Here is a 19,834-nt window from a genome sequence, read left to right as displayed (position 1 = left end):
ACAACCCGGATCAGGGTTTAATTTTGTAGATCACATTCACTGATTTTTGCAGCGTAATATGCCGTGGTAATACCAAATTGGCGCTGCTGTCCGCCATTTCGGCATTTTTACGCATAGCACCAAAGCTGACGGCACTGCCGGCAAAACCAAAATCACCGGCCAGCGCGCCCCAACCTGCGCTGTCGCTGATAGCAAATACACTACTGATTTTCACGCCCTGAGCGGCGGCCAAATGAGTTGCACGGCGGCGTGCATCAGCACCGGCCTGCTCGCTTAGCTCAAGCTCATGCTGTTCGCGCTGGCTGCTGTCAAAACTGCCCTGGATAGAGAAAATTTGCGGCTGTTTAAACAGGTAGTCCATCACCGCCACATAGTTGCCCAGTTGGTTCAGCGTTACTGTGATCGGCTGGCTGGCTTCATAGCCGGTAATGGTTCTGTCGTTGTAGTCTTTATACAGCGCTTCTTTATTAATTTGCGCCGCATCAATATCGGCTTCGGTAACGCCCTGCGCGGCCAGAAATTGCATTAGATCGCGGCCTTGTTTATACACTGCCTCTGTGGCGGCATCGGCTTTGGCAGCGGTGTGGCGGATAACAAACTGAATACGCGCTTTGTCCGGTACCACATCCAGCCTGGCTTCACCGCTGACGGTAATAAACGGAAAGTCCGGTAACGGGCTGGCCTGCACAGCAGTGCTCAGGCCCAGGCTTAAAGCAGTGGTTAAAGCAGTGGTTAAAGCAGTGGTTAAAATAGTTAACTTCATATACACCTCGTTATTGAACAGGATTTAATGTCCATTACAGCAAAACTGCTGCAGTTAAGTTGTCATTATTTGTAGAGTTGTATTTGGCCTGAGTTTGCCTTTACACTCTGCTCTCTTTCGCTTTTAAGGAAACACCATGTCTGCACGCCTGCTTACTCTTGGCACTGCTTTGCTCTGCAGCAGCTATGCTTTTGTCGCTACCGATACTCTGGCCGCTACCGATGCCTATACCTACGCCAATTTTGATGCAGTAACGGTAAAACACCTGCACCTGGATTTAGCCGTTAACTTTGAGCAAAAAGCCTTAACCGGCTTTGCCGATTTACAACTTAACTGGCTAAACAGCAGCGACAACACGGTATATCTGGACAGCCGCGATCTGGTTATAGACCGCATTTACGCCAAAAGGGCCGACGGCAACTGGCAAAAAGTACCTTTTAGCCTGGGGCAGCGCGATGCGGTGCTGGGCAGCAAGCTTACAATCAGCCCTACCTTTCAGGCGCAAACACTGCGTATTTACTATAGCTCTACCGATAAAGCCTCCGGCCTGCAGTGGTTAACGCCACAGCAAACCGCCGGTAAAACCACGCCCTTTATGTTCAGCCAGAACCAGGCCATTCATGCCCGCAGCTGGATCCCCATTCAGGACACCCCGGCCGTACGCATGACCTACAGCGCCCGCATTCAAACCCGTGACGATGTTTTGGCTATTATGAGTGCCAATAATGAACCTGGCATGATCCGCGACGGCGATTACCAGTTTGTTATGCCGCAGGCCATTCCGGCCTATTTAATTGCTATCGCCGCCGGCGACTTACAATTTAAAGCCATGAGTGAGCAAACCGGTGTCTATGCCGAGCCCTATATTCTTAACGCCTCAGCCGAAGAGTTTGCCAGCACCCAGGCAATGATCGACGCCACCGAACAGCTGTATGGCGACTACCGCTGGGGCCGTTACGACTTACTGATCTTACCGCCCAGCTTCCCGTTTGGCGGTATGGAAAACCCGGTACTGAGCTTTATTACCCCCACTGTCGTAGCCGGTGATGGCAGCCTGGTGAATTTAATTGCCCACGAGCTGGCGCACTCCTGGTCAGGTAACCTGGTAACTAACGCTACCTGGCGCGACTTATGGTTGAACGAAGGTTTTACCTCCTATGTCGAAAACCGTATTATGGAGCAGGTGTTCGGTACCGATCGCGCCGTGATGGAACAGGCCTTATCGGTGCAGGGCTTAAAAGACGAGCTGGCAGAGCTAGCCGCTAACGACAGCATTTTGCATCTAGACCTGCATGGCCGTGACCCGGACGATGCTTTTAGCGGTGTGCCTTATACCAAGGGCCAGTTGTTTTTGATGTTTCTGGAGCAAAAATTCGGCCGCGACAAGTTCGATCCCTTTGTACGGCAGTACTTTGACGACCATGCCTTTCAAAGCCTGGACACCGAGCGCTTTGTAAAGTACTTAAATACCCACTTACTGCAAAAATACCCGGGCATAGTGTCATTGGCTGAGGCAAAAAACTGGATTTACCAGCCGGGCTTGCCCGCGGGCACACCCGATCCGCAGTCTGATGCGTTTAATCAGGTACAGCAACAGGCTAACAACTGGCTGGCCGGCAACAGCGAACTCAGCAGCCTGCCTACTGCCAACTGGACAGTGCACGAGTGGCTGTATTTTATTAATAAGCTGCCGCTGACTATAACACCGGAGCAACTGGCCGAACTGGACGCCACCTATAGCCTGACGCAATCGACTAACAGCGAAATTGCGCATGCCTGGTATTTACTGGCACTTAAAACCGGTTATCAGGAAATTGCTGCAGCGCTGGAGCAATATCTGGTTAATATCGGTAGGCGTAAGCTGATTATTCCACTGTATAAACAGCTGGCCAGCACCCCGGAAGGCCTGGCCTTTGCCCGCGCCGTGTACGAAAAAGCCCGGCCGGGTTACCACCCGCTGGCGCAGGGCTCGGTAGATGAAATACTTAAATAGCTGAAAGCCTGTTTTATCGCTGCCGCCGTTTAGCGCGGCAGCGCTGTTACAGTTTAACCTTGTCTAACAGCCAATCGGCTTCAATACAGTCCGGCAAATGCGCAGCAATAAACTGCGTTAACGACTGCGCGGCATAAGATAAGCGCTTATCGGCATTACGCACCAGATACCAGTGGCTGTTAAGCGGAAAACCGGCCACATCCAGCACCGCCAGTTTTTCCCGCCCCTCCAGCAAGGTATGGCCGGAAATGACCGACAACCCCAGCCCTGCCGCTACGCTAAGCCGTATCGCTTCATTGCTTTCAATCTGCATACTGTGGCTAAGCTGTATGCCCTGGCTGCTAAGCCAGGCTTCAAACATCATCCGTGTGGCACTGCCGGGTTCGCGCAGTAAAAACCGCTCTTGCTTTAACCGGGCAAAACTCAGCTGCCGCTGCCCCACAGCCCAATGCTCTGAGGGGGCAATCAACTGCAGCGGGTTTTTCACTATCGGCGTCGCCAGCACATGCTCGCCGCCCGGCGGGTGGCTAAACAGATAAATATCGTCTTGTTGTTGCTCAAAACGGCTTAAAATTTGCGCGCGGTTACCTATGTGCAGGGTCACCTCAATCTGTGGAAAACGCCGGTAAAACGGCGCCAAAATGCGTGGCATTAAATACTGCGCGGTATTCACCACCGCTATGCTTAAGCTGCCGCGCCGCCCGGCGTGCAGCTCACTGATTTCACTATCTAAATCATCAAACCGGCTTAGCACATCACAGGCCGCCTGATACAACGCCTGGCCGGCAGCTGTGGCTTGTAAGGCACCGGCGTGGCTGTGCAGCAAGGGCTCATTTAATACCTCAGACAGCTTTTTCAGCTGCAGCGATACCGTCGGCTGGGTTAAATGCAATGCCCGCGCTGCGGCGGAAACACTGCCCAGTTGCACTACCTTGATATACACCTGCAGCAAGCGAAAACTTAATTGCCGTACGTCCATTGCGCCCTCTTTCAATTACATCCACAAACACACCCATAGATGATTATCTATATGTAACACCTATATTATTAATTAGGCAATAGAAAAGTTTTTCGGCACACTGCGCCGGTTTTCATTTAGCGGAGAGTGTCATGCCTGATGTTGTAATAGCGTTTTTTGCCCTGGGCTTGTTGGCCGGGCTGGTAAAATCAGATTTAAAAGTGCCGCTGCCAATATACGAAACCCTGTCGATTTTGCTGATGCTAACCCTGGGCTTAAAAGGCGGTATGGCGCTGCACGGTGTACCGCTGATGCCGATATTGCCCGAGCTTGGCCTGATTGCTGGCACCGGCGTGGCGCTGCCGCTAATGCTATATCCGCTGCTGCGCAAACTGGTACGGCTTAGCAGCGCCAATGCCGCCAGTGTGGCGGCGCATTATGGCTCGGTTAGCGCCGGTACCTTTGCTGTGGTGATGGCACTGGCAATGCAGCATAACTTGCCGATGCAGCCGCAAACCACGCTATATCTGGTGCTGCTGGAGCTACCTGCTATTGTCACCATGCTATGGCTGTATCGCTATGTAAACGGCAGCAAGGCCGGCTCGTTGGCGATACTGCATGAAGCCTTAACCAGCCGCGGTGTGTTGCTGCTCGGCGGTGGTTTGCTGATTGGCTGGCTGTATGGCCCTGAAGGGCTATCCGCTATTACGCCGGTGTTAATGGGCGGCTTCAGTACCCTTTTAGCCCTGTTTTTACTGGAAATGGGTCTGTGCACTGCCAAAGTGTGCTCGCCACTGCCGGTTAAACAATGGCGGCTGATGCTGTTTGCGCTGCTGGCGCCCTTTGTACTGGCCTGGCTGGGTATTGGCCTGGGCCTGCTGCTGGGGTTAAGCAGTGGCAGTATTCTGGTATTAGCCGCTCTGATGGCCAGTGCGTCTTATATAGCAGCGCCGGCGGCTATCCGCGCTGCCATACCGCAGGCGGATATCGGCCTGGCCTTACTGGCCGCGCTGGGGCTGACGTTTCCGCTGAATGTGCTGCTTGGCCTGCCGCTGTATTTAAGCTGGATCACGGCGCTAACCGGTTAAAGCGCTAAGCGGCGCAGCCGCAGCGCGTTGGTAACGACAAACACACTGGATAACGCCATAGCAGCGGCGGCCAGCATTGGTGATAACAGCAGGCCAAAGGCCGGGTACAGCGCCCCGGCCGCTACCGGCAACAGCAGCACGTTGTAGCCAAAGGCCCAGAACAAGTTCTGGCGGATATTGCGCAAAGTGGCTTTGCTAAGCGCTATGGCATTCACTACCGCCATAATATCGGCGCGCATTAACACCACATCGGCCGCTTCTATCGCGATATCGGTACCGTTACCCACTGCCAGGCCAATATCGGCCTCTGCCAGTGCCGGCGCATCGTTAATACCATCACCAACAAAAGCCACAGCGCCAAACTCAGCGCGCAGCTGCTTTACTGCCTCAACCTTGCCCTGCGGCAACACTTCAGCCACCACGGTATCAATCTGCAACTGGTTGGCAATCGCCTCAGCGGTATGGCGGTTGTCGCCGCTGATCATCGCTACTTTTAAACCCAGTTGGTGCATCGCCGCTATCGCCTCTGCTGAGCCGGGTTTTAGCGTATCGGCCACCGCCAGCATTGCCGAGAGCTTGTTATCCAGCGCCAGATACAACACCGTTTTACCGCTTTTGGCCAGCGCATCGGCCTGAGCTGCCTGCGCGGTTACCTCCGGCTTTAACTGCTGCATAAAACGGTCGGCACCAATGGCAACCTGTTGGCCGTTAACCGTGCCGCTTACCCCCATGCCGCTGTGCACAGTAAAATTGCTTACCGGCGGCAATGTCAGTTGCTGCTGCGCCGCGGCAGCCACTAAGGCTTCGGCCAGCGGATGCTCAGATTGTTGCTCCAGTGCCGCGGCCAGCGCCAGCATATGCTGCTCATTCAGGCCTGCTTGCAGTACTAAGATGTCGGTCAGTTGCGGCTCCCCCACGGTTAGGGTGCCGGTTTTATCCAGCGCAATCACCTTACAATCACGTAGCGTTTGCAGTGCACTGCCCTGGCGAAACAAGATGCCAAGCTGCGCAGCGCGACCGGTGCCAACCATAATAGAGGTCGGGGTGGCCAGGCCCATGGCGCAGGGGCAGGCAATAATCAGCACCGCAACGGCATTAACCAGCGCCAGGCTAAGGGCCGGCTCCGGGCCCCACAGCCACCAGACGGCAAAGGTAGCAGCCGCCAGCAGCATAACCAGCGGCACAAAAATCGCCGTTACTTTATCTACCAACGACTGAATGGGTAATTTGTCGCTTTGCGCTTGCTGTACCAGAGCAATAATTTGTGCCAGCACCGTATCGCCGGCGGCTTTGCTTACGCGCACCTGCAGCACGCCCTGCTTATTTACCGTACCGGCATACACCGCATCACCGCGTTGTTTGGCTTTGGCCAGCGGCTCGCCGCTTAGCATCGACTCATCGATATAAGACTCGCCCTGCTCTACAGTGGCATCGAGCGCAATACGCTCACCGGCGCGCACCAATAACAGGTCACCGGGTTTAATTTGCGCCAAAGCGACTTTATGCTGGTTGCCGTCTATCAGCAGCGTTGCCGTAGATGGCTGTAAACTGAGTAACTGCTGTATCGCCGCGCCGGTTTGGCCTTTAGCGCGCGCTTCCAGATAACGCCCCAGCAAAATCAGCGTTACTATTACCGCCGCCGCTTCAAAATACACCTGCGCCGTACCATCCGGCAGCAACTGCGGCGTAAAGGTGGCTACCAGCGAAAAGCCCCAAGCCGATAAGGTGCCCAGCGCCACTAAAGAATTCATCTCCGGTTGGCCTTTTAGCAGCAGCGGAATACCGGTTTGCATAAAGCGCCGCCCCGGCCCAAGCAACACCAGGGTGGTCAACAGCGCCTGAAGTTGCCAGTTCAGGCTTTGGCCCAAAGTGGCCATTAACCAGTGATGAAACGCCGGAATAAGATGTGCCCCCATTTCCAGCATAAATACCGGTAAGGTTAACACCCCGGCCAGCCACAGATCGCGTAACAACAGAGCTTGCTCTGCCTGCTTTAGCGCCGTTTTATCCTGCTGCGCAGCTTGTTTATCCGCCTCTGGCTCCAGCGCTGTAGCTTTATAACCGGCGCCCTGTAACGCTGCCACTAAGGCCGCCACAGCGGCGCTGCCCTCTACCTGCGCCTGCTCGGTGGCCAGGTTAACACTGGCTGAGTGTACGCCCGGCACCGCCAGTAAGGCTTTTTCTACCTTGCCCACACAAGAGCCGCAGTGCATATCACTGATATTAAGCGTTATTTTTGACATTAGTTTGTCTCCGCAGCGGGTTTTGCCAGGTGCTGCAGAATGGCACAGTACGCGCCACCATCGGCAGCACACTGCGCTATCATCTGTTGCAAGGTTTGTTTCATCGCGTGCAGCTCTTGCAGTTTCAGCTCTACTTCAGCTAAATGTTGCAGTGCCACCTGCTTGACTACAGTGTTAGAGCGCTGCGGGTTTTGCCATAGCGCCAACAGGCCGGCAATGTCGGCCAGTGAAAAGCCCAATACACGGGCGCGGCGAATAAACTTAAGTATTTCAATATCTTTAGGCTGATATTGCCGGTAACCGGCCTCGCTGCGCAACGAGGGCTGTAACAGCCCGCTGTGCTCATAATGGCGGATCATTTTAGCGCTAAGGCCACTTGCCGCGGCTGCCTGACCAATATTCATCACTGTCTCCTGCGGTATCACACTGCCGGCAGCATAAACCTTACCATGATGGAAAGGTCAAGCGACACGAAGAGATTATTGAATATTATGCTGCTGCAACCATAACTCGAGTAAGGTGACCTGCCAAAGTTTAGAGCCAAAGCGGCCACGGTATTGCTCAGGCGCAGCCAGCATCGCATCAATGTAGTCCATATTAAATAGCTGCCGCTGCCGCGCTACCGGTTGGCTGAATACCTCTTTGGCCAGTTGCAGGTAATCACCTTGCATATTGCGCAGTGCCGGCACCGGAAAATAGCCCTTGGGCCTATCAATCACGGCCGCCGGAATAATCTCTCTGGCCACTTGCTTTAACAGATATTTACCACCATCGCGTAGTTTCAATTGATGCGGCATTTGAAATGCCAATTCAACCAGCTCGTGATCCAAAAACGGCACTCTGGCTTCCAGACCAAAGGCCATCGTCATATTGTCGACCCGCTTTAACGGATCATCGACCAGCATCACGCTGGTATCCAGATGCAAGGCTTTATCTACCGGCAAGCGGGCATTGCAATTGGCAAAATAGCGCTGAATATAACTAAGCGAAGCGTTACTTTGGCAGAACTCCGGCGCCAATACTTGTGACAACTGCGCCTCATCCCATGAAAAATAGGCATCAGCGTAGCGCTGTGCAGCGTTGCTGTCTGTGACATCGGTCATCGGCGGGTACCAGTGATAGCCGGCAAACACTTCATCAGCACCCTGGCCGCTCTGCACTACCTTAACATGCTGGCTTACCGCTTGTGCCAGCAGATAAAAACCTATTACGTCGTGGCTTACCATTGGCTCTGACATCGCATCAATACATGGCCTCAGGTGATTTAGCAAGGTGTCGTGCCTGGCAAAAATTTTATTGTGCTGCGTGTCGTAATGCTGCGCGATTATGTCCGAGTATTTAAACTCGTTGCCTTCTTCCTCTGCCACATTATCAAAGCCGATAGAGAAGGTGTGCAGCTGCTTTTGCCCCAACTCGCTGAGCATGCCGACCAGCAAGGATGAATCCAGGCCGCCGGATAACAACACCCCCACCGGCACATCGGCCTCCAGCCGCCGTTTGGTACTGGCAAATAATGCTTCCTTCAACGCCTGCTGCCAGTCTTGTTCGCTGCGTTTGTTATTGTCTTCGACCTCAGTATGCAACTGCCAGTAACAGCCTTGCTGTATTTCACCTGTTGCACTGACTTTCAGCCAATGCCCCGGCCGCAATTTATGCACATCGCTAAACAAGGTATCGGCGCCAACAATAGCGCGAAACGACATATATTGATGCACGCCGGACGGGTTAAGCCGGCCGGGTACCTCAGCGCATTGCAGCAAAGCGGGTAAAGTAGAGGCAAACCAAAAGCCACGCTGATTATGGTGATAGTACAGCGGCTTAATACCCAGCCGGTCACGGGCAAAAAACGTACTGTTGTCATCACGGCGCCAAATGGCAAAGGCAAACATGCCGTTAAAGCGCGCCATACAGTGTTCCTGCCACTGCGCATAGGCTTTTAAAATAACCTCAGTATCACTACCGGAGAAGAAGCGGTGCCCCAGTTGCTCCAGCTCGGCACGCAGCGCCTTGTAATTGTAAATACAGCCGTTAAATACGATTGTCAGGCCAAGCTCAGCGTCATGCATTGGCTGGGCGCCGGTGGCAGTTAAATCAATAACCCGCAAACGCTGATGGCCAAAACAGACATTACCTTGTGCAACCAGCCCCCAACCATCCGGACCGCGCACCGCCAACTTATTTAACATTGCATCAACATAATGTGTTGACGCTGTACCCTGAAAACTGATTTCTCCTGCTATTCCGCACATACCAATCCTCTGCATTAATTGCTTACAACAACGGGCTTATCAAGCCATGCAAGCCTTAAAAATTAAGCATATCTGACCACATCATCAGGCTTTGGCATTCAGCCAATCCAATGCAGACGAACTTAAGTTTAGCCGTAAACTGCAAACCTTACCGGCCATTAAGCAGAAAACCCTGTGCTAAACTTAACTTCCAGTCAACATTTACGGAGTGCGACTAACGTGAATATCTGCATTTTGTCTACTGATCAGGAATCAGACGATCACCGCTTGTTGGAAGCAGCCAGGGCCAAAGGCCATGCCGCCGAACTGTATAATATCCGTGATATCAGCATGGTGCTGTCGACCGATAAACCGGCTATTTACTGGCGCGACAAAGACATTACCAAAGCCTTCGACGCTATTATTCCGCGCTTAAATGTTAACTTTACGGATTACGGCACCAATGTATTGCAACAGTTTATCTGCAGCCAGACTTATGTCAGCGAATCGCCGGCGGCACTGCGGCTGGGGCGGGATAAATTAAAATGTCTGCAGTATCTGCTGGCCAGAGGCTTACCTTTTCCCGCCACCGGCATTGCTTATACCCCGGAAGGTTTTCGGCAACTGGCCGGCGCCATCGGTACCCCAATGATTATTAAACTGATAGAAAGCACGGAAGGCACCGGTATTTTTTTGGTACAAAACCTGAAAGAAATGGACAATATTGTTAAAACATTTAGTCAGTTAGGCGCGTCTTACATTATTCAGCGCTTTGTCAAAGAAGCTTCAGGTACCGACATCAGGGCTTTTGTTGTTGGCGGTAAAGTGGTGGCAAGCATGTGCCGCCGTTCGCAAGATGGCGATTTTCGGTCTAATGTTGCCTTAGGTGGTTGCTCAGAGCCTTATCAGCTGACTACTGAAGAAGAGCAGATGGTGTTATCTGCTACCGCATCAATTGGCATGAATGTGTCCGGAGTCGATTTTGTCCGTTCCGCCGAAGGCCCGTTGTTACTTGAGGTTAATGTGTCACCGGACTTTACCGGTGAGCAAGGCATTGAAACGATAACCGGTGTCAACATTGCCGATGCTATTATCGATTTTGCAGTGTCACAGGTACACAGCTTTTATGAGCAACGCTACAGCAGCGCCCGGGTACTTGAATCACAGCGGGGAATCTTATGTGCAGATGGATAGCTTATACCGGCAACCCGATATACTTAGATACATTAGTTACCAAACCCAGCCATTCACTGCTGGTGCAAAGCCGCAACAGCCAGTTAAATGTGAATACCAGCGGACAGCGTCTCAGCGTCAACGGTGACGGTTTTGGCATTGGCTGGTATGACACCCGCGCTACCCCGGGTTTGTTTAAAGACGATTTGCCCGCCTGGCATAATAATAATCTGGACAACTTATGCCATCAGGTGCAGTCGCACACTTTTATGGCACATATTCGCGCTACCACCACAGGTGATATCCAGCGCACCAATTGCCACCCGTTCCGGCTTGACAACTGGTTATTCCAACACAACGGCCATGTCAGCCATTTTCCCAAGCTGCGCCGGCAGTTGCAGCTTCAAATTGCACCTGAGCTGTACCCGGAGTTGCATGGCACCACCGACAGTGAAACCTTCTTTTTACTGGCAGTAACCTTTGGTTTAAAAAGCAATCCCAAAGCTGCAATGCAAAAAATGGTTAATGTGGTGCTGGAGGCGTTACACCGTATCGACAAGGATGGCGTGCTTAATCTTTCCTGTGCTATGTCAAACGGAGAAAACTTATATGCAATACGTTTCTCACACAATGAAGCAGCCATGACGCAATTTGTCTCCACTGACAGCAGCTGTCTGGAAGAGTTTTCCGGTAAAAATGCGCAGCTGCCAAGCGGCAGTACCATAGTGGTGTCGGAGCCATTGGATAATATCAGCAATAAATGGACTGAGATCGCCAATAACTCCTTTACCACCATTTGCCGCCACAACGTTAGCACTGAGCCCTTTATGCCGGCTTAATGCCTCCGCCCGACTACTGCCGCAAAGCCTGTGATTAATATGCCACGCTAAAGCGCTTATTTATATGCTGCGGTTGCTCAACTTCATCCAGCATAGCTACAGCATAATCGCCGTTAGAGATACGGCTGTTACCGGCGCTGTCGGTGAGTAAATTATCTGAGCCCAAGCGGAAGTTGCCGGTTTTATCGCCCGGAAAAATCTCCGCCGCCGGTGATAAAAAACTCCAGCTGAGCGCATGTTGCCCGCGCAGCTGCTGCAATACCTCTGCCGCACCTTCGGCGGTAGCGCGATATTCCGCCGGAAAATCCGCGCTATCCAGTAAGCGGCTGCCATCGGGGAGCAGTAAGGTTGCTGCGCCACCGACTACCAGCAAACGGCCTACCTTGGCTGCCGTTGCCGCGGTAAATACCGAATTAAACGCCTGCAAATAATAGCCCTTTACGTCTTGCTGCGCATGGCCGCTAAAGGCGCTGATCACTATGGCTTTGCCGGTAAGCAGCCTGGTTAACGCCGCAGTGTCGTTAATATCCAGCCCTACCACCGTTAAGCCCGCTTTAGCCGCTACGCGCTCCGGCCGGTTTACCACCGCCGTTACCGTGTGGCCACGGCTTAATGCCTCTGCAGTAATGGCCGAGCCGATAAAACCTGATGCGCCTAAAATTACCAGTTCCATACTATTTTCCTCACAAGGTTGCTGTCTGAACAATTAATGTGCAGGCATTATCGCGGCTCGATTAACACAGAAAAATAGCTTAATATTAAAATCACTGTTTAATAAATTAAAACAATAATGCCAAATCAAGCGGATTTAAATAGCCTGCAGCTGGTGCAGCGTTTACAGCAGGCCGGCAGCTTTACCGCGGCGGCTGAACAACTGGGCTGCAGCAAAACCACCATTAGCCTGCAGTTAAAAGCGCTGGAGCAGCAACTGGGTGTCGCGCTGTTTCGCCGCACCACACGCCAGCTCAGCTTAACCCGTGCCGGCGAGCAGTTGCTGCGCGACTGCCTGCCGCTACTGGACGAGCTGAAACAAGCGCTACAGCAATTGCAAAGCAGCGACAAGGTATTACAGGGCAAGCTGGTATTAAGTGCACCGGAAGATTACACCAACCGCATCCTCGCCCCCGCTGTGGTGGCCTTTATGGCACTGCATCCGGCCTTAGAGGTGGAGTTTCGCAGCAGCGATCAGGTAAAGGATTTAATCAAAGAAGGTATCGATTTAAGCATTCGCGCCGGTTGGTTAAAAGACTCCGGCCAGCATGCCCGCAAGCTTGGCAACTTTGAGCAATGGCTGCTGGCCGCCCCGGCCTATCTGGCACAAGCCGGTATACCGCAGCAACCGGCCGATTTAGCCAGCCAGCGCTTTATCGCTTTTACACCGCTTAGCCAACCGCAGCAATGGACTTTTAGCCAAACCAACCCGCACACCGGGGCTAAACAGCAAGTAAGCCAGTATTTACCGGCAGCACTTAAAACCAGCTCTACGCAAACGATAACAGCACTTATGCTGGCCGGTGCCGGCATGGGCATACTGCCCGACTACAGCGCCCGCGACCTGGTAAGCAGCGGCCAGTTGATCCGGCTACTGCCGGACTGGAACTTAGCGCAAGCCGGTATTTACGCGGTATACCCACCAGGCCGCTTTCGCCCGGCACGGGTAACCGCCTTTGTCGATTTTTTGCAGCAGTATCAGCAGTTGGTTTAGGGTGAAAACTGCAAAAGTTCTGTGGACATTGGTTTATCTAATTGCAATTGCTGTAGTCACGCAAAACGAGTTAGTAGTTTGGCAGACCGATTTGTGCCAATTGCAGACATTCATGATGAACTTTTCAGTCTAATAAGGGCATCAAAGGTGATGCCCACTTAACTCAAAAGCTTCTAGTTTTAACCAGCTAAGAATTTCTGGTAAAAAGGTATCAGTTGCTCTAAAGCCTTTGTCGTCGCTTCAGGTCTATCGTATAAATCATAGTGGCTTGCGCCTTCAACGATATGCAGCGACTTATTCGCCGAGCGGGCTTTAGTGTACAGTTCAAAACCGTCACGGTACGAGCCAAAAGCACCGGCCACGCTGCCAAACACCACATGTAGCGGTTGAGTTAATAAAACATCTGTCAGATGAAAGGCATCCCAGCCTATTGCAGCAGCAGTACTGGTCAAGCGCAGTTTGTTTGGTGAACCGGGCTGCTGGCCGCGAGGCGTTAAGTAGTAATCTACAGCGTTAATCATATCAACGTCACGGACACCAGCCTGTTCGCATTCAGCCTGACTGGCAAATGGAATATAGCCAACCAGTAACGGAGTATTGCCCCGGGCTTCGGCGGTACGTTGTTTAGCAATAACCTCAAGCAAGTTAAGCGCCGCATCAGTGGATAAGTCACCTTCGCGCATCATACGGCCATAGTTGGTAGCTACTACAGTACCGACGGCTTTAATGCGTTTTTCGGTCATCGCCACATTGGCAGCATAAGCACCGCCGCCGCAAACACCTAAGACGCCAATGCGGTTTTCATCAATAAACGGTAGAGTCACCAGATAATCTACCGCACAGCGAAAGTCTTCTGTACGGGTAGCGGGATCTTCGCTAAAACGCGGCTCACCGCCACTCTCACCTTGTGTAGAGGCATCAAAGGCGAGCGTGATAAAACCGGCTTGGCTAAGCGCCTCAGCGTACACGCTACCTGCCGTTTGTTCTTTACAGCTACTGATTGGGTGTGCACAGATGATGGCTGGATAGGTATTACTCGCGTCAAAACCTGCTGGAAAACGGATCACAGCAGCGACATCCCAGGTACGATTTTTAAAGGTTACATTTTTCATTTTCTTGTCCTCGTTTATATAACAGTTCAGTGAAGTAACGTTGTGCGGTTTACCTAACATTGATGGCTTGCCTGACGTTGAGGTAGAGTGTAGAACACAAAGTATTCGATGATTAGATGGTGCAATTTGAATTCAGTTATAAGTTTTTCTTATAAAAAGTTACTGTTGTAGCGGTCAAAAAAAAAGCCACCTTGCAAGGTGGCTTTGATGATGGGCACAGGCTCTTAACGCGGTACTGTGATATAGGGATATACAGGATCTTGCAGTACTAACTGCTTCTGCTCAATCACTCCTATTACCTTATCACTGCGATATAATTGATAAGTATATTCGGCCAGTTGCTGTGCACTGATAAAACTGTCTTCCGGGAATAACCCGTCGGCAGCAATAGCACCGGTATCAGCAGCATTAGTGATAAAATCACTCTGTGTCGGGCCCGGCGCGATCACTTTAGCTCGCATAGCAAAATGATTATCTGCCAGCGTTTGGGCCAAACCTTCAGTAAAGGCGGCAACATAGAACTTGGTGGCGCAATAGGTGACGGCAATATCAAAGATTGAATAGCCACCAATTGATGCCACATTTATTAGCGTGGCGTGCCGTTCTGCATAATCAGCCACATAAAGTAATGACAACGTGGTCAGTGCGCTGATATTCACGTCTATCATTCGCTGTGTCTTGCTAAGCTGCGCCTCCCAGGGCATTGCATAATCACCAAAGCCTGCGTTATTGATCATAGTTTCAAGTTCATACTCCTGTAGCTGGTTGTAGAGCAGTTCAGCGGCATTGGGGATTGCTAAATCACACGCTTTTACTTGCACACGCACGCGATAGCGTTTTTCAATGTCTGACTTGATGTTTGCCAGCTCTTCCTGGCGTCGCGCTGTGATAATTAAATTGTGCCCTTGCGCAGCAAACTGATAACACAGAGCTTTACCAATACCACTGCTGGCACCGGTAATTAATGTATATTTCATCTCTATCGTCCTGTTTTAATGACTAAAATGGCAAAATGTGCGGCCAATTGGCCGCAACAGGTGAAGGGTTACAGGTGGTTTTTAAAGAATGGTGCCAGTTGGGCGACCGCCTCGGTTACGTACTCTGTTCGGTCATAAAGGCCAATATGGGTTGCACCGGCAACAATGTGTAATTGCTTCTGCTTGCTGGCAGCGCGTTTAATAATTTGTTCACTCATCCAAAGCGTGCCAGCCTCGCTGCCTGCGATAACACAGAGCGGCTGGGTAAGATAGATCTCTGCATGGTTGAAGGCATCGTAAGTAACCAGTTGCATCAAACTTCTTGTGGTTAGCTTACTCGGTGCGTTAGGGTGCATGGCGCGCTCAGTACGATAGTATTCATACGCTTCGGCAAAGTCTTTATTTGCGGCTTCCTCCGCAGATGCCGGGGTTGTTGGTAAATAGGCCACACCAGCACCTGCGGCTTCATGGCTGCGCTGCTCTGCAGCGAGCTGCAATACACTAAAAGACTGCTCAGGTGTAAGAGTGCCGTCCCAGCCAGAGCGATACATATCCCCGTAATTAACTGAACTTATTGTGCCTAATGCTCTGATACGTTTATCCTGCATGGTGGCGTGTGTGGCATAGCCACCTCCGGCGCAAATACCAACAACACCAATTTGCGCGGCATTGATAAACGCCAAGGTCGTTAAGTAGTCGATTGCCGCACTGATATCCTCAACCCGCTGATAGGGGTTTTCAAGATGCCGGGGGGCTCCCTCGCTTTCTCCCTGATAGCTTGCATCGAACGCTAGTGTGACAAAGCCGTGCTCAGCTAAACGTTGTGCATAAAGGCCAGCAGTTTGCTCTTTTACACCGCCACTGGGGTGAACAAAGACAATCGCCGGGTACTGCACAGTTTCATTAAATGCCGCAGGCAAGTAAAGATTGGCTGCTATTGTTAAATGGGCGTTTTTAAAACGAACGGATTTCATCTTTTGCTCCTTATAACCAGCTAAGAACGCCTTAGCGACGAGAATCAGTTTACTGCTGGACAGCTTTGATGATTAGAACCAATAATATGATGGTCTTTATAAGCAGGGCTTATTAATGAGAGAGAATCTGACAGATCTGGTAACCTTTTTAAGTGTGGTAAAAGAAGGTAGCTTTACCAAGGCTGCAGCCAAGGCTGGTACATCGCAATCGGCGGTAAGCCAAACGGTGAGTAATCTGGAGCAGCGTTTAAAACTTAAACTGCTTAACCGCACCACGCGAAGTTTGACGCTGACAGAAGCGGGTGAAAAATTGGTCGCGCTTATCAATCCTGCAATTGAAGATATCAGTACCGGACTGGAGCAATTGATCAACTTGCGTGACACACCTGCTGGCACGATCCGCATCTCTGCCGATGAATACGCCATACAGCAGGTGCTGTGGCCCAAGTTGGCACCGGTACTAAAAAATTATCCAGACATAAAATTAGAATTGATTACCGACTATGGCTTGGTCGATATTGCAAAAGAGCGTTTTGATGCCGGGGTGCGCCGCGGTGGCCTGATTGCCAAAGATATGATTGCTATCCCCATTAGCGCTGAACACCAGATGGCCGTTATCGCATCAACTGAATTACTCAAGCAATACTCTGCACCTGCACAGCCGGCAGATTTACTACAGTTACCTTGTATTAATTTGCAATTGCCGACCCATGGCGACAATTTCCCCTGGGTCTTTAAGATTGCTGATCACGAACACAAAATCCGGGTTAAAGGCCAGTTAGTAGTAAATGGTATTAATCAGGCGGTACAAGCGGCATTAGATGGATATGGCTTTGCCTACGTACCTAGAACACTGGTAACCACTCAGCTGCAGCAACAAAAACTTGTCACGGTGCTTGATCATTATGCCATTACCTATCCGGGCTACTATTTGTATTACACCAGCAGGCTACAATCTTCAGCTGCGTTTAGTATCATTGTTAATGCGCTCAGATATCGCCGATAGCCGCGAGTAGGCTATCTTTCTGTGCCCGGCTAAACATGCTCATTTGCATTCTGCATCATCTAGCGTAAAGATGGAGTTGTTCCCGCAGGTTGCTTGCTCTCGCCACCAAAAATTTCCTTACACGGGTGCCGTCATATCAACTCGCTCACCAAAAACCGGGATGCTAACTTGCACGTTGTGCAAGTTAGCATAATGAAGTACTTGCTCAAAAGGATCATTCCAGCTATGTAACGCCAGGTCGAAAGTACCGTTGTGGATTGGAAGCAGCCAGCGGCCTTGCAAATCCAGATGCGCTTGCACGCTCTGCTTCGGATGCAGGTGTACATAAGACCATTGCGCATTGTAAGCACCGGTTTCCATCAAAGTGAGATCAAAGGGGCCAAAACGCTGGCCAATTTCAGCAAAGCCATCAAAGTAACCACTGTCGCCGCTAAAAAATATTTTAAACGGGTCGTGCTCAGTAGTATCTTCAATTACCCAAGATGCCCATAGTGTTTTATTACCATCCAATATTCCACGGCCTGAAAAGTGCTGAGCAGGGGTCGCGGTAATACGGATTTGTTGGATGTTGATACTCTGCCACCAGTCGAGTTGCTGAATTTTACGCCGTTCAATCCCCCAGCGCGCCAGTCGCTCACCTACACCCAGCGGCACAACAAACTGCTGTACTTTGCTGTTTAATGCGAGCACCGTTGCCTTATCCAGATGGTCATAATGGTCGTGAGAGATAATCACCACGCTTATCAGCGGCAGCGCATCGATGCTGATAGGAACTGGATGAAAACGCTTAGGCCCGGCTAACTGCACAGGGGACACTCGCTCAGAGAATACCGGATCCGTTAATATCCAATTTTTTTGTAACTTCATCAGGATAGAGGAATGACCAAGGCGGTATAAACTGCGCTCTGGTGCACTTGCTAGTGCTTCACGGCTGAGGTTATGCACATGGAGTGGCGAAGCGGGTACAGAATCGTCCGCTTTATTAAACAATACCTGCCCAAACGCTTTGAGGGTGGATGAAGGCATCTCACCTGGAAGTGCCTCGCGGCTATTCCGAAAGCGGCTATTGTCATAATTAGCTATGCTGGGCGCTTGATCAAACATCGTATTGAAACACCACTTACATGCTATCCAAGCAACGATAATGACCACTACAGCAAGCGCTATAAACGGATATTTCATTTAGCAACCTCATTCCAACTTTATTAATTTGCTATGGCCAACTTAATGACCAACGAAGCATTAAAATCTGCCGTTGAGAGTCTAAAACCATGGGCAGCAAGAGAACGAAATGATATTGCAGAGTTCAGTCATTAACTATTATGTCTAATAAGATATCTCCTATTAGTATTTCTTATGAAATTTTGGGGAGTTTCTTTCGATTCAAATGTCTGGTATTCGCTCATAGGAGCCCTTCAGACTGTTACGCCAATTCGTGCAGAAGCGATACCAGGCAGATTATGCTGATATGCCGACAAACGCGTTGATATTAAAAAACCACCCGAAGATGGCTTTTATTAAGCTGACTGTAGCAAACAATATCGCCACTACAAGCCGGTAGCTTCCATACGAACCTTACAGAGCTTAAACGGCAGGTTGCTTCTGTCGCTATTTAACTTTGTCACCGTTAACTGACTCAGTGAGTTACTGTTGAAGTGATCGTAAGTCCATAGATAGTCGAACCCGTGCGCTTTCGCCTCATGCCTGTCGGATAAGATAACCAGCCTGGTTATTTTTGCCATCAGAATTGCCATATAGCACAGTGCGCAAGGTTCGCCTGACGCAATTAAGGTTGCCCCCTGCAATAAGACGCTTTTCTCATTTTGTGATGCATTTCTTATTGCCTGAATTTCAGCATGCGCAGTGCAATCAAGCAGTGAAGCAACCTGATTTACTCCCTCGCCGATAACCTGCCCCTGCTGATTAATAATCACAGCTGAAAACGGCAAACCACCGGCTGTTACATTACTGATCGCCAGGTCAACGGCTCTTTCCCCCCACTGCGTAAGAGCTGGCAGCTGGTTAATATTACACATTAACAGCCTCCCGCTGTGACGATGCAGCTAAGACGGCATCTGCAAGTTCTGCCGCCAGGCTGTGCGCCCGGTTGTTGGCATTGCTCACAGAAGTTCTGTGCCTGTCATCGCCAAACTCCTGATATTCAGCGGCGATTTCATAGATTATTTCTACCCCCAAATATTTGCTCAGCGTGCGCAGGTGCGGTTGTAAATGGCTGGCACTCTCCCGTATGCCGCCTTTTTCAAAGCCAAACTCTCCACTGGAAGTAATGGTAACCAAGGTCTTGCCTGACAATATAGGTTGTAGCGGAAAGTCGCCGCGGGCCAGGTCGAAGTCAAAGGTTTTGTGTATCCGCACCACTTGATCGAACCAGGATTTTAACTGTGCTGGCATGCCGTAGTTATACATTGGTGTAGAAATAACAATGATATCCGCCATGGCGACTTCGGCGATTAACTGATCCGATAACGCTAAAATGTCTTTTTGTGCCGGGGTTCTTTTCTCTTCAGGCGTAAACACGGCGCCTATCCAGTCTTGGGTAATAAAGCCTGGTGGGTTCATGCCTACATCACGATAGATATACTCATCTGTAGGGCGTTTACTCTGCCAGCTGTCAATAAATCGCAGCGCGATGTTTTTCGAGATGGAATTGTGGTGTGGGTTCGGGTTAGTAATAGCTCTTACGCTGGAATCTATATGTAATATAGTGCTCATATGCAGTACCTCAGTTGGTTGATAACGAGCGCTATATTGTCG

At 50.8% G+C, this 19,834-nt stretch carries 18 protein-coding genes; 6 read left to right on the top strand and 12 right to left on the bottom strand.

All coding sequences use genetic code 11. The features are described 5' to 3' along the window. Positions 1-10: 10 nt before the first annotated feature. On the bottom strand, positions 11-763 hold the full coding sequence (locus ACTZWV_RS06435) for an SIMPL domain-containing protein (protein WP_444785751.1): 753 nt from the start codon (positions 761-763) through the stop codon (positions 11-13). 136 nt (positions 764-899) lie between these two features. Here ACTZWV_RS06435 and ACTZWV_RS06430 point away from each other — a divergent pair, with 136 nt between their 5' ends. Next, positions 900-2,756, top strand: a complete 1,857-nt coding sequence (locus tag ACTZWV_RS06430; protein ID WP_444785750.1) for a M1 family metallopeptidase — start codon at positions 900-902, stop codon at positions 2,754-2,756. 46 nt (positions 2,757-2,802) lie between these two features. On the opposite strand, the gene ACTZWV_RS06425 is transcribed toward ACTZWV_RS06430, so the two are convergent. Next, on the bottom strand, positions 2,803-3,735 hold the full coding sequence (locus ACTZWV_RS06425; RefSeq protein ID WP_444785749.1) for a LysR family transcriptional regulator: 933 nt from the start codon (positions 3,733-3,735) through the stop codon (positions 2,803-2,805). Positions 3,736-3,866: 131 nt separating this feature from the next. Here ACTZWV_RS06425 and ACTZWV_RS06420 point away from each other — a divergent pair, with 131 nt between their 5' ends. Further along, positions 3,867-4,802 (top strand): sodium-dependent bicarbonate transport family permease, encoded by a 936-nt coding sequence (locus ACTZWV_RS06420; protein WP_444785748.1) that lies wholly within the window; start codon positions 3,867-3,869, stop codon positions 4,800-4,802. Here ACTZWV_RS06420 and ACTZWV_RS06415 read toward each other — a convergent pair. The 3 genes from ACTZWV_RS06415 to ACTZWV_RS06405 form a co-directional block, all read right to left on the bottom strand. Beyond that, positions 4,799-7,045, bottom strand: a complete 2,247-nt coding sequence (locus tag ACTZWV_RS06415; RefSeq protein WP_444785747.1) for a heavy metal translocating P-type ATPase — start codon at positions 7,043-7,045, stop codon at positions 4,799-4,801. The two genes, ACTZWV_RS06420 and ACTZWV_RS06415, sit on opposite strands and share 4 nt — an antisense overlap. Then, entirely contained in the window at positions 7,045-7,449 is a 405-nt protein-coding gene (gene cueR / locus ACTZWV_RS06410) for a Cu(I)-responsive transcriptional regulator (RefSeq protein ID WP_444785746.1), read from the bottom strand. The genes ACTZWV_RS06415 and cueR overlap by 1 nt, the downstream gene beginning before the upstream one ends. Before the next feature lie 75 nt (positions 7,450-7,524). After that, the gene (locus ACTZWV_RS06405; RefSeq protein WP_444785745.1) at positions 7,525-9,294 is read right to left on the bottom strand and encodes an N-acetylglutaminylglutamine amidotransferase; all 1,770 of its coding nucleotides are present in this window, start codon (positions 9,292-9,294) and stop codon (positions 7,525-7,527) included. 219 nt (positions 9,295-9,513) lie between these two features. Between ACTZWV_RS06405 and ACTZWV_RS06400 the strand changes: the two genes are divergently transcribed. After that, on the top strand, positions 9,514-10,467 hold the full coding sequence (locus ACTZWV_RS06400) for an ATP-grasp domain-containing protein (RefSeq protein ID WP_444785744.1): 954 nt from the start codon (positions 9,514-9,516) through the stop codon (positions 10,465-10,467). After that, the gene (locus tag ACTZWV_RS06395) at positions 10,452-11,285 is read left to right on the top strand and encodes a class II glutamine amidotransferase (protein WP_444785743.1); all 834 of its coding nucleotides are present in this window, start codon (positions 10,452-10,454) and stop codon (positions 11,283-11,285) included. The genes ACTZWV_RS06400 and ACTZWV_RS06395 overlap by 16 nt, the downstream gene beginning before the upstream one ends. A gap of 34 nt (positions 11,286-11,319) precedes the next feature. Here the strand turns inward: ACTZWV_RS06395 and ACTZWV_RS06390 are convergent, their stop codons facing one another. Beyond that, positions 11,320-11,958: an NAD(P)-dependent oxidoreductase gene (locus ACTZWV_RS06390; protein ID WP_444785742.1), complete on the bottom strand. Its 639-nt coding sequence runs from the start codon at positions 11,956-11,958 to the stop codon at positions 11,320-11,322. Between the two features lie 117 nt (positions 11,959-12,075). Here ACTZWV_RS06390 and ACTZWV_RS06385 point away from each other — a divergent pair, with 117 nt between their 5' ends. Then, positions 12,076-12,990, top strand: a complete 915-nt coding sequence (locus ACTZWV_RS06385) for a LysR substrate-binding domain-containing protein (protein WP_444785741.1) — start codon at positions 12,076-12,078, stop codon at positions 12,988-12,990. Between the two features lie 179 nt (positions 12,991-13,169). Here the strand turns inward: ACTZWV_RS06385 and ACTZWV_RS06380 are convergent, their stop codons facing one another. From ACTZWV_RS06380 to ACTZWV_RS06370, 3 genes are all read right to left on the bottom strand, one after another. Beyond that, the gene (locus ACTZWV_RS06380; protein WP_444785740.1) at positions 13,170-14,102 is read right to left on the bottom strand and encodes an alpha/beta hydrolase; all 933 of its coding nucleotides are present in this window, start codon (positions 14,100-14,102) and stop codon (positions 13,170-13,172) included. Positions 14,103-14,326: 224 nt separating this feature from the next. After that, positions 14,327-15,079, bottom strand: a complete 753-nt coding sequence (locus ACTZWV_RS06375) for an SDR family NAD(P)-dependent oxidoreductase (RefSeq protein WP_444785739.1) — start codon at positions 15,077-15,079, stop codon at positions 14,327-14,329. Positions 15,080-15,147: 68 nt separating this feature from the next. Further along, entirely contained in the window at positions 15,148-16,053 is a 906-nt protein-coding gene (locus ACTZWV_RS06370; protein ID WP_444785738.1) for an alpha/beta hydrolase, read from the bottom strand. Positions 16,054-16,168: 115 nt separating this feature from the next. On the opposite strand from ACTZWV_RS06370, the gene ACTZWV_RS06365 reads away from it, so the two are divergent. Beyond that, a complete protein-coding gene (locus ACTZWV_RS06365) occupies positions 16,169-17,059 on the top strand; it encodes a LysR family transcriptional regulator (protein ID WP_444785737.1) in 891 nt (296 codons plus the stop codon). A 117-nt stretch (positions 17,060-17,176) separates the two neighbouring features. Here the strand turns inward: ACTZWV_RS06365 and ACTZWV_RS06360 are convergent, their stop codons facing one another. The 3 genes from ACTZWV_RS06360 to ACTZWV_RS06350 all read right to left on the bottom strand — a co-directional run bounded on the left by ACTZWV_RS06360 (position 17,177) and on the right by ACTZWV_RS06350 (position 19,792). Then, positions 17,177-18,241, bottom strand: a complete 1,065-nt coding sequence (locus tag ACTZWV_RS06360) for an MBL fold metallo-hydrolase (RefSeq protein WP_444785736.1) — start codon at positions 18,239-18,241, stop codon at positions 17,177-17,179. A 365-nt stretch (positions 18,242-18,606) separates the two neighbouring features. Continuing rightward, complete coding sequence (locus ACTZWV_RS06355) at positions 18,607-19,095, bottom strand: nucleoside deaminase (RefSeq protein WP_444785735.1); 489 nt, start codon at positions 19,093-19,095, stop codon at positions 18,607-18,609. Beyond that, complete coding sequence (locus ACTZWV_RS06350; protein ID WP_444785734.1) at positions 19,088-19,792, bottom strand: FMN-dependent NADH-azoreductase; 705 nt, start codon at positions 19,790-19,792, stop codon at positions 19,088-19,090. The genes ACTZWV_RS06355 and ACTZWV_RS06350 overlap by 8 nt, the downstream gene beginning before the upstream one ends. Between the last annotated feature and the right edge of the window lie 42 nt (positions 19,793-19,834).

Origin of the sequence: Rheinheimera sp. NSM, from assembly GCF_052380015.1 — a bacterium.
Classification (GTDB): Bacteria; Pseudomonadota; Gammaproteobacteria; order Enterobacterales; family Alteromonadaceae; genus Alishewanella.
This window is presented reverse-complemented; position numbering and strand designations above follow the sequence as displayed.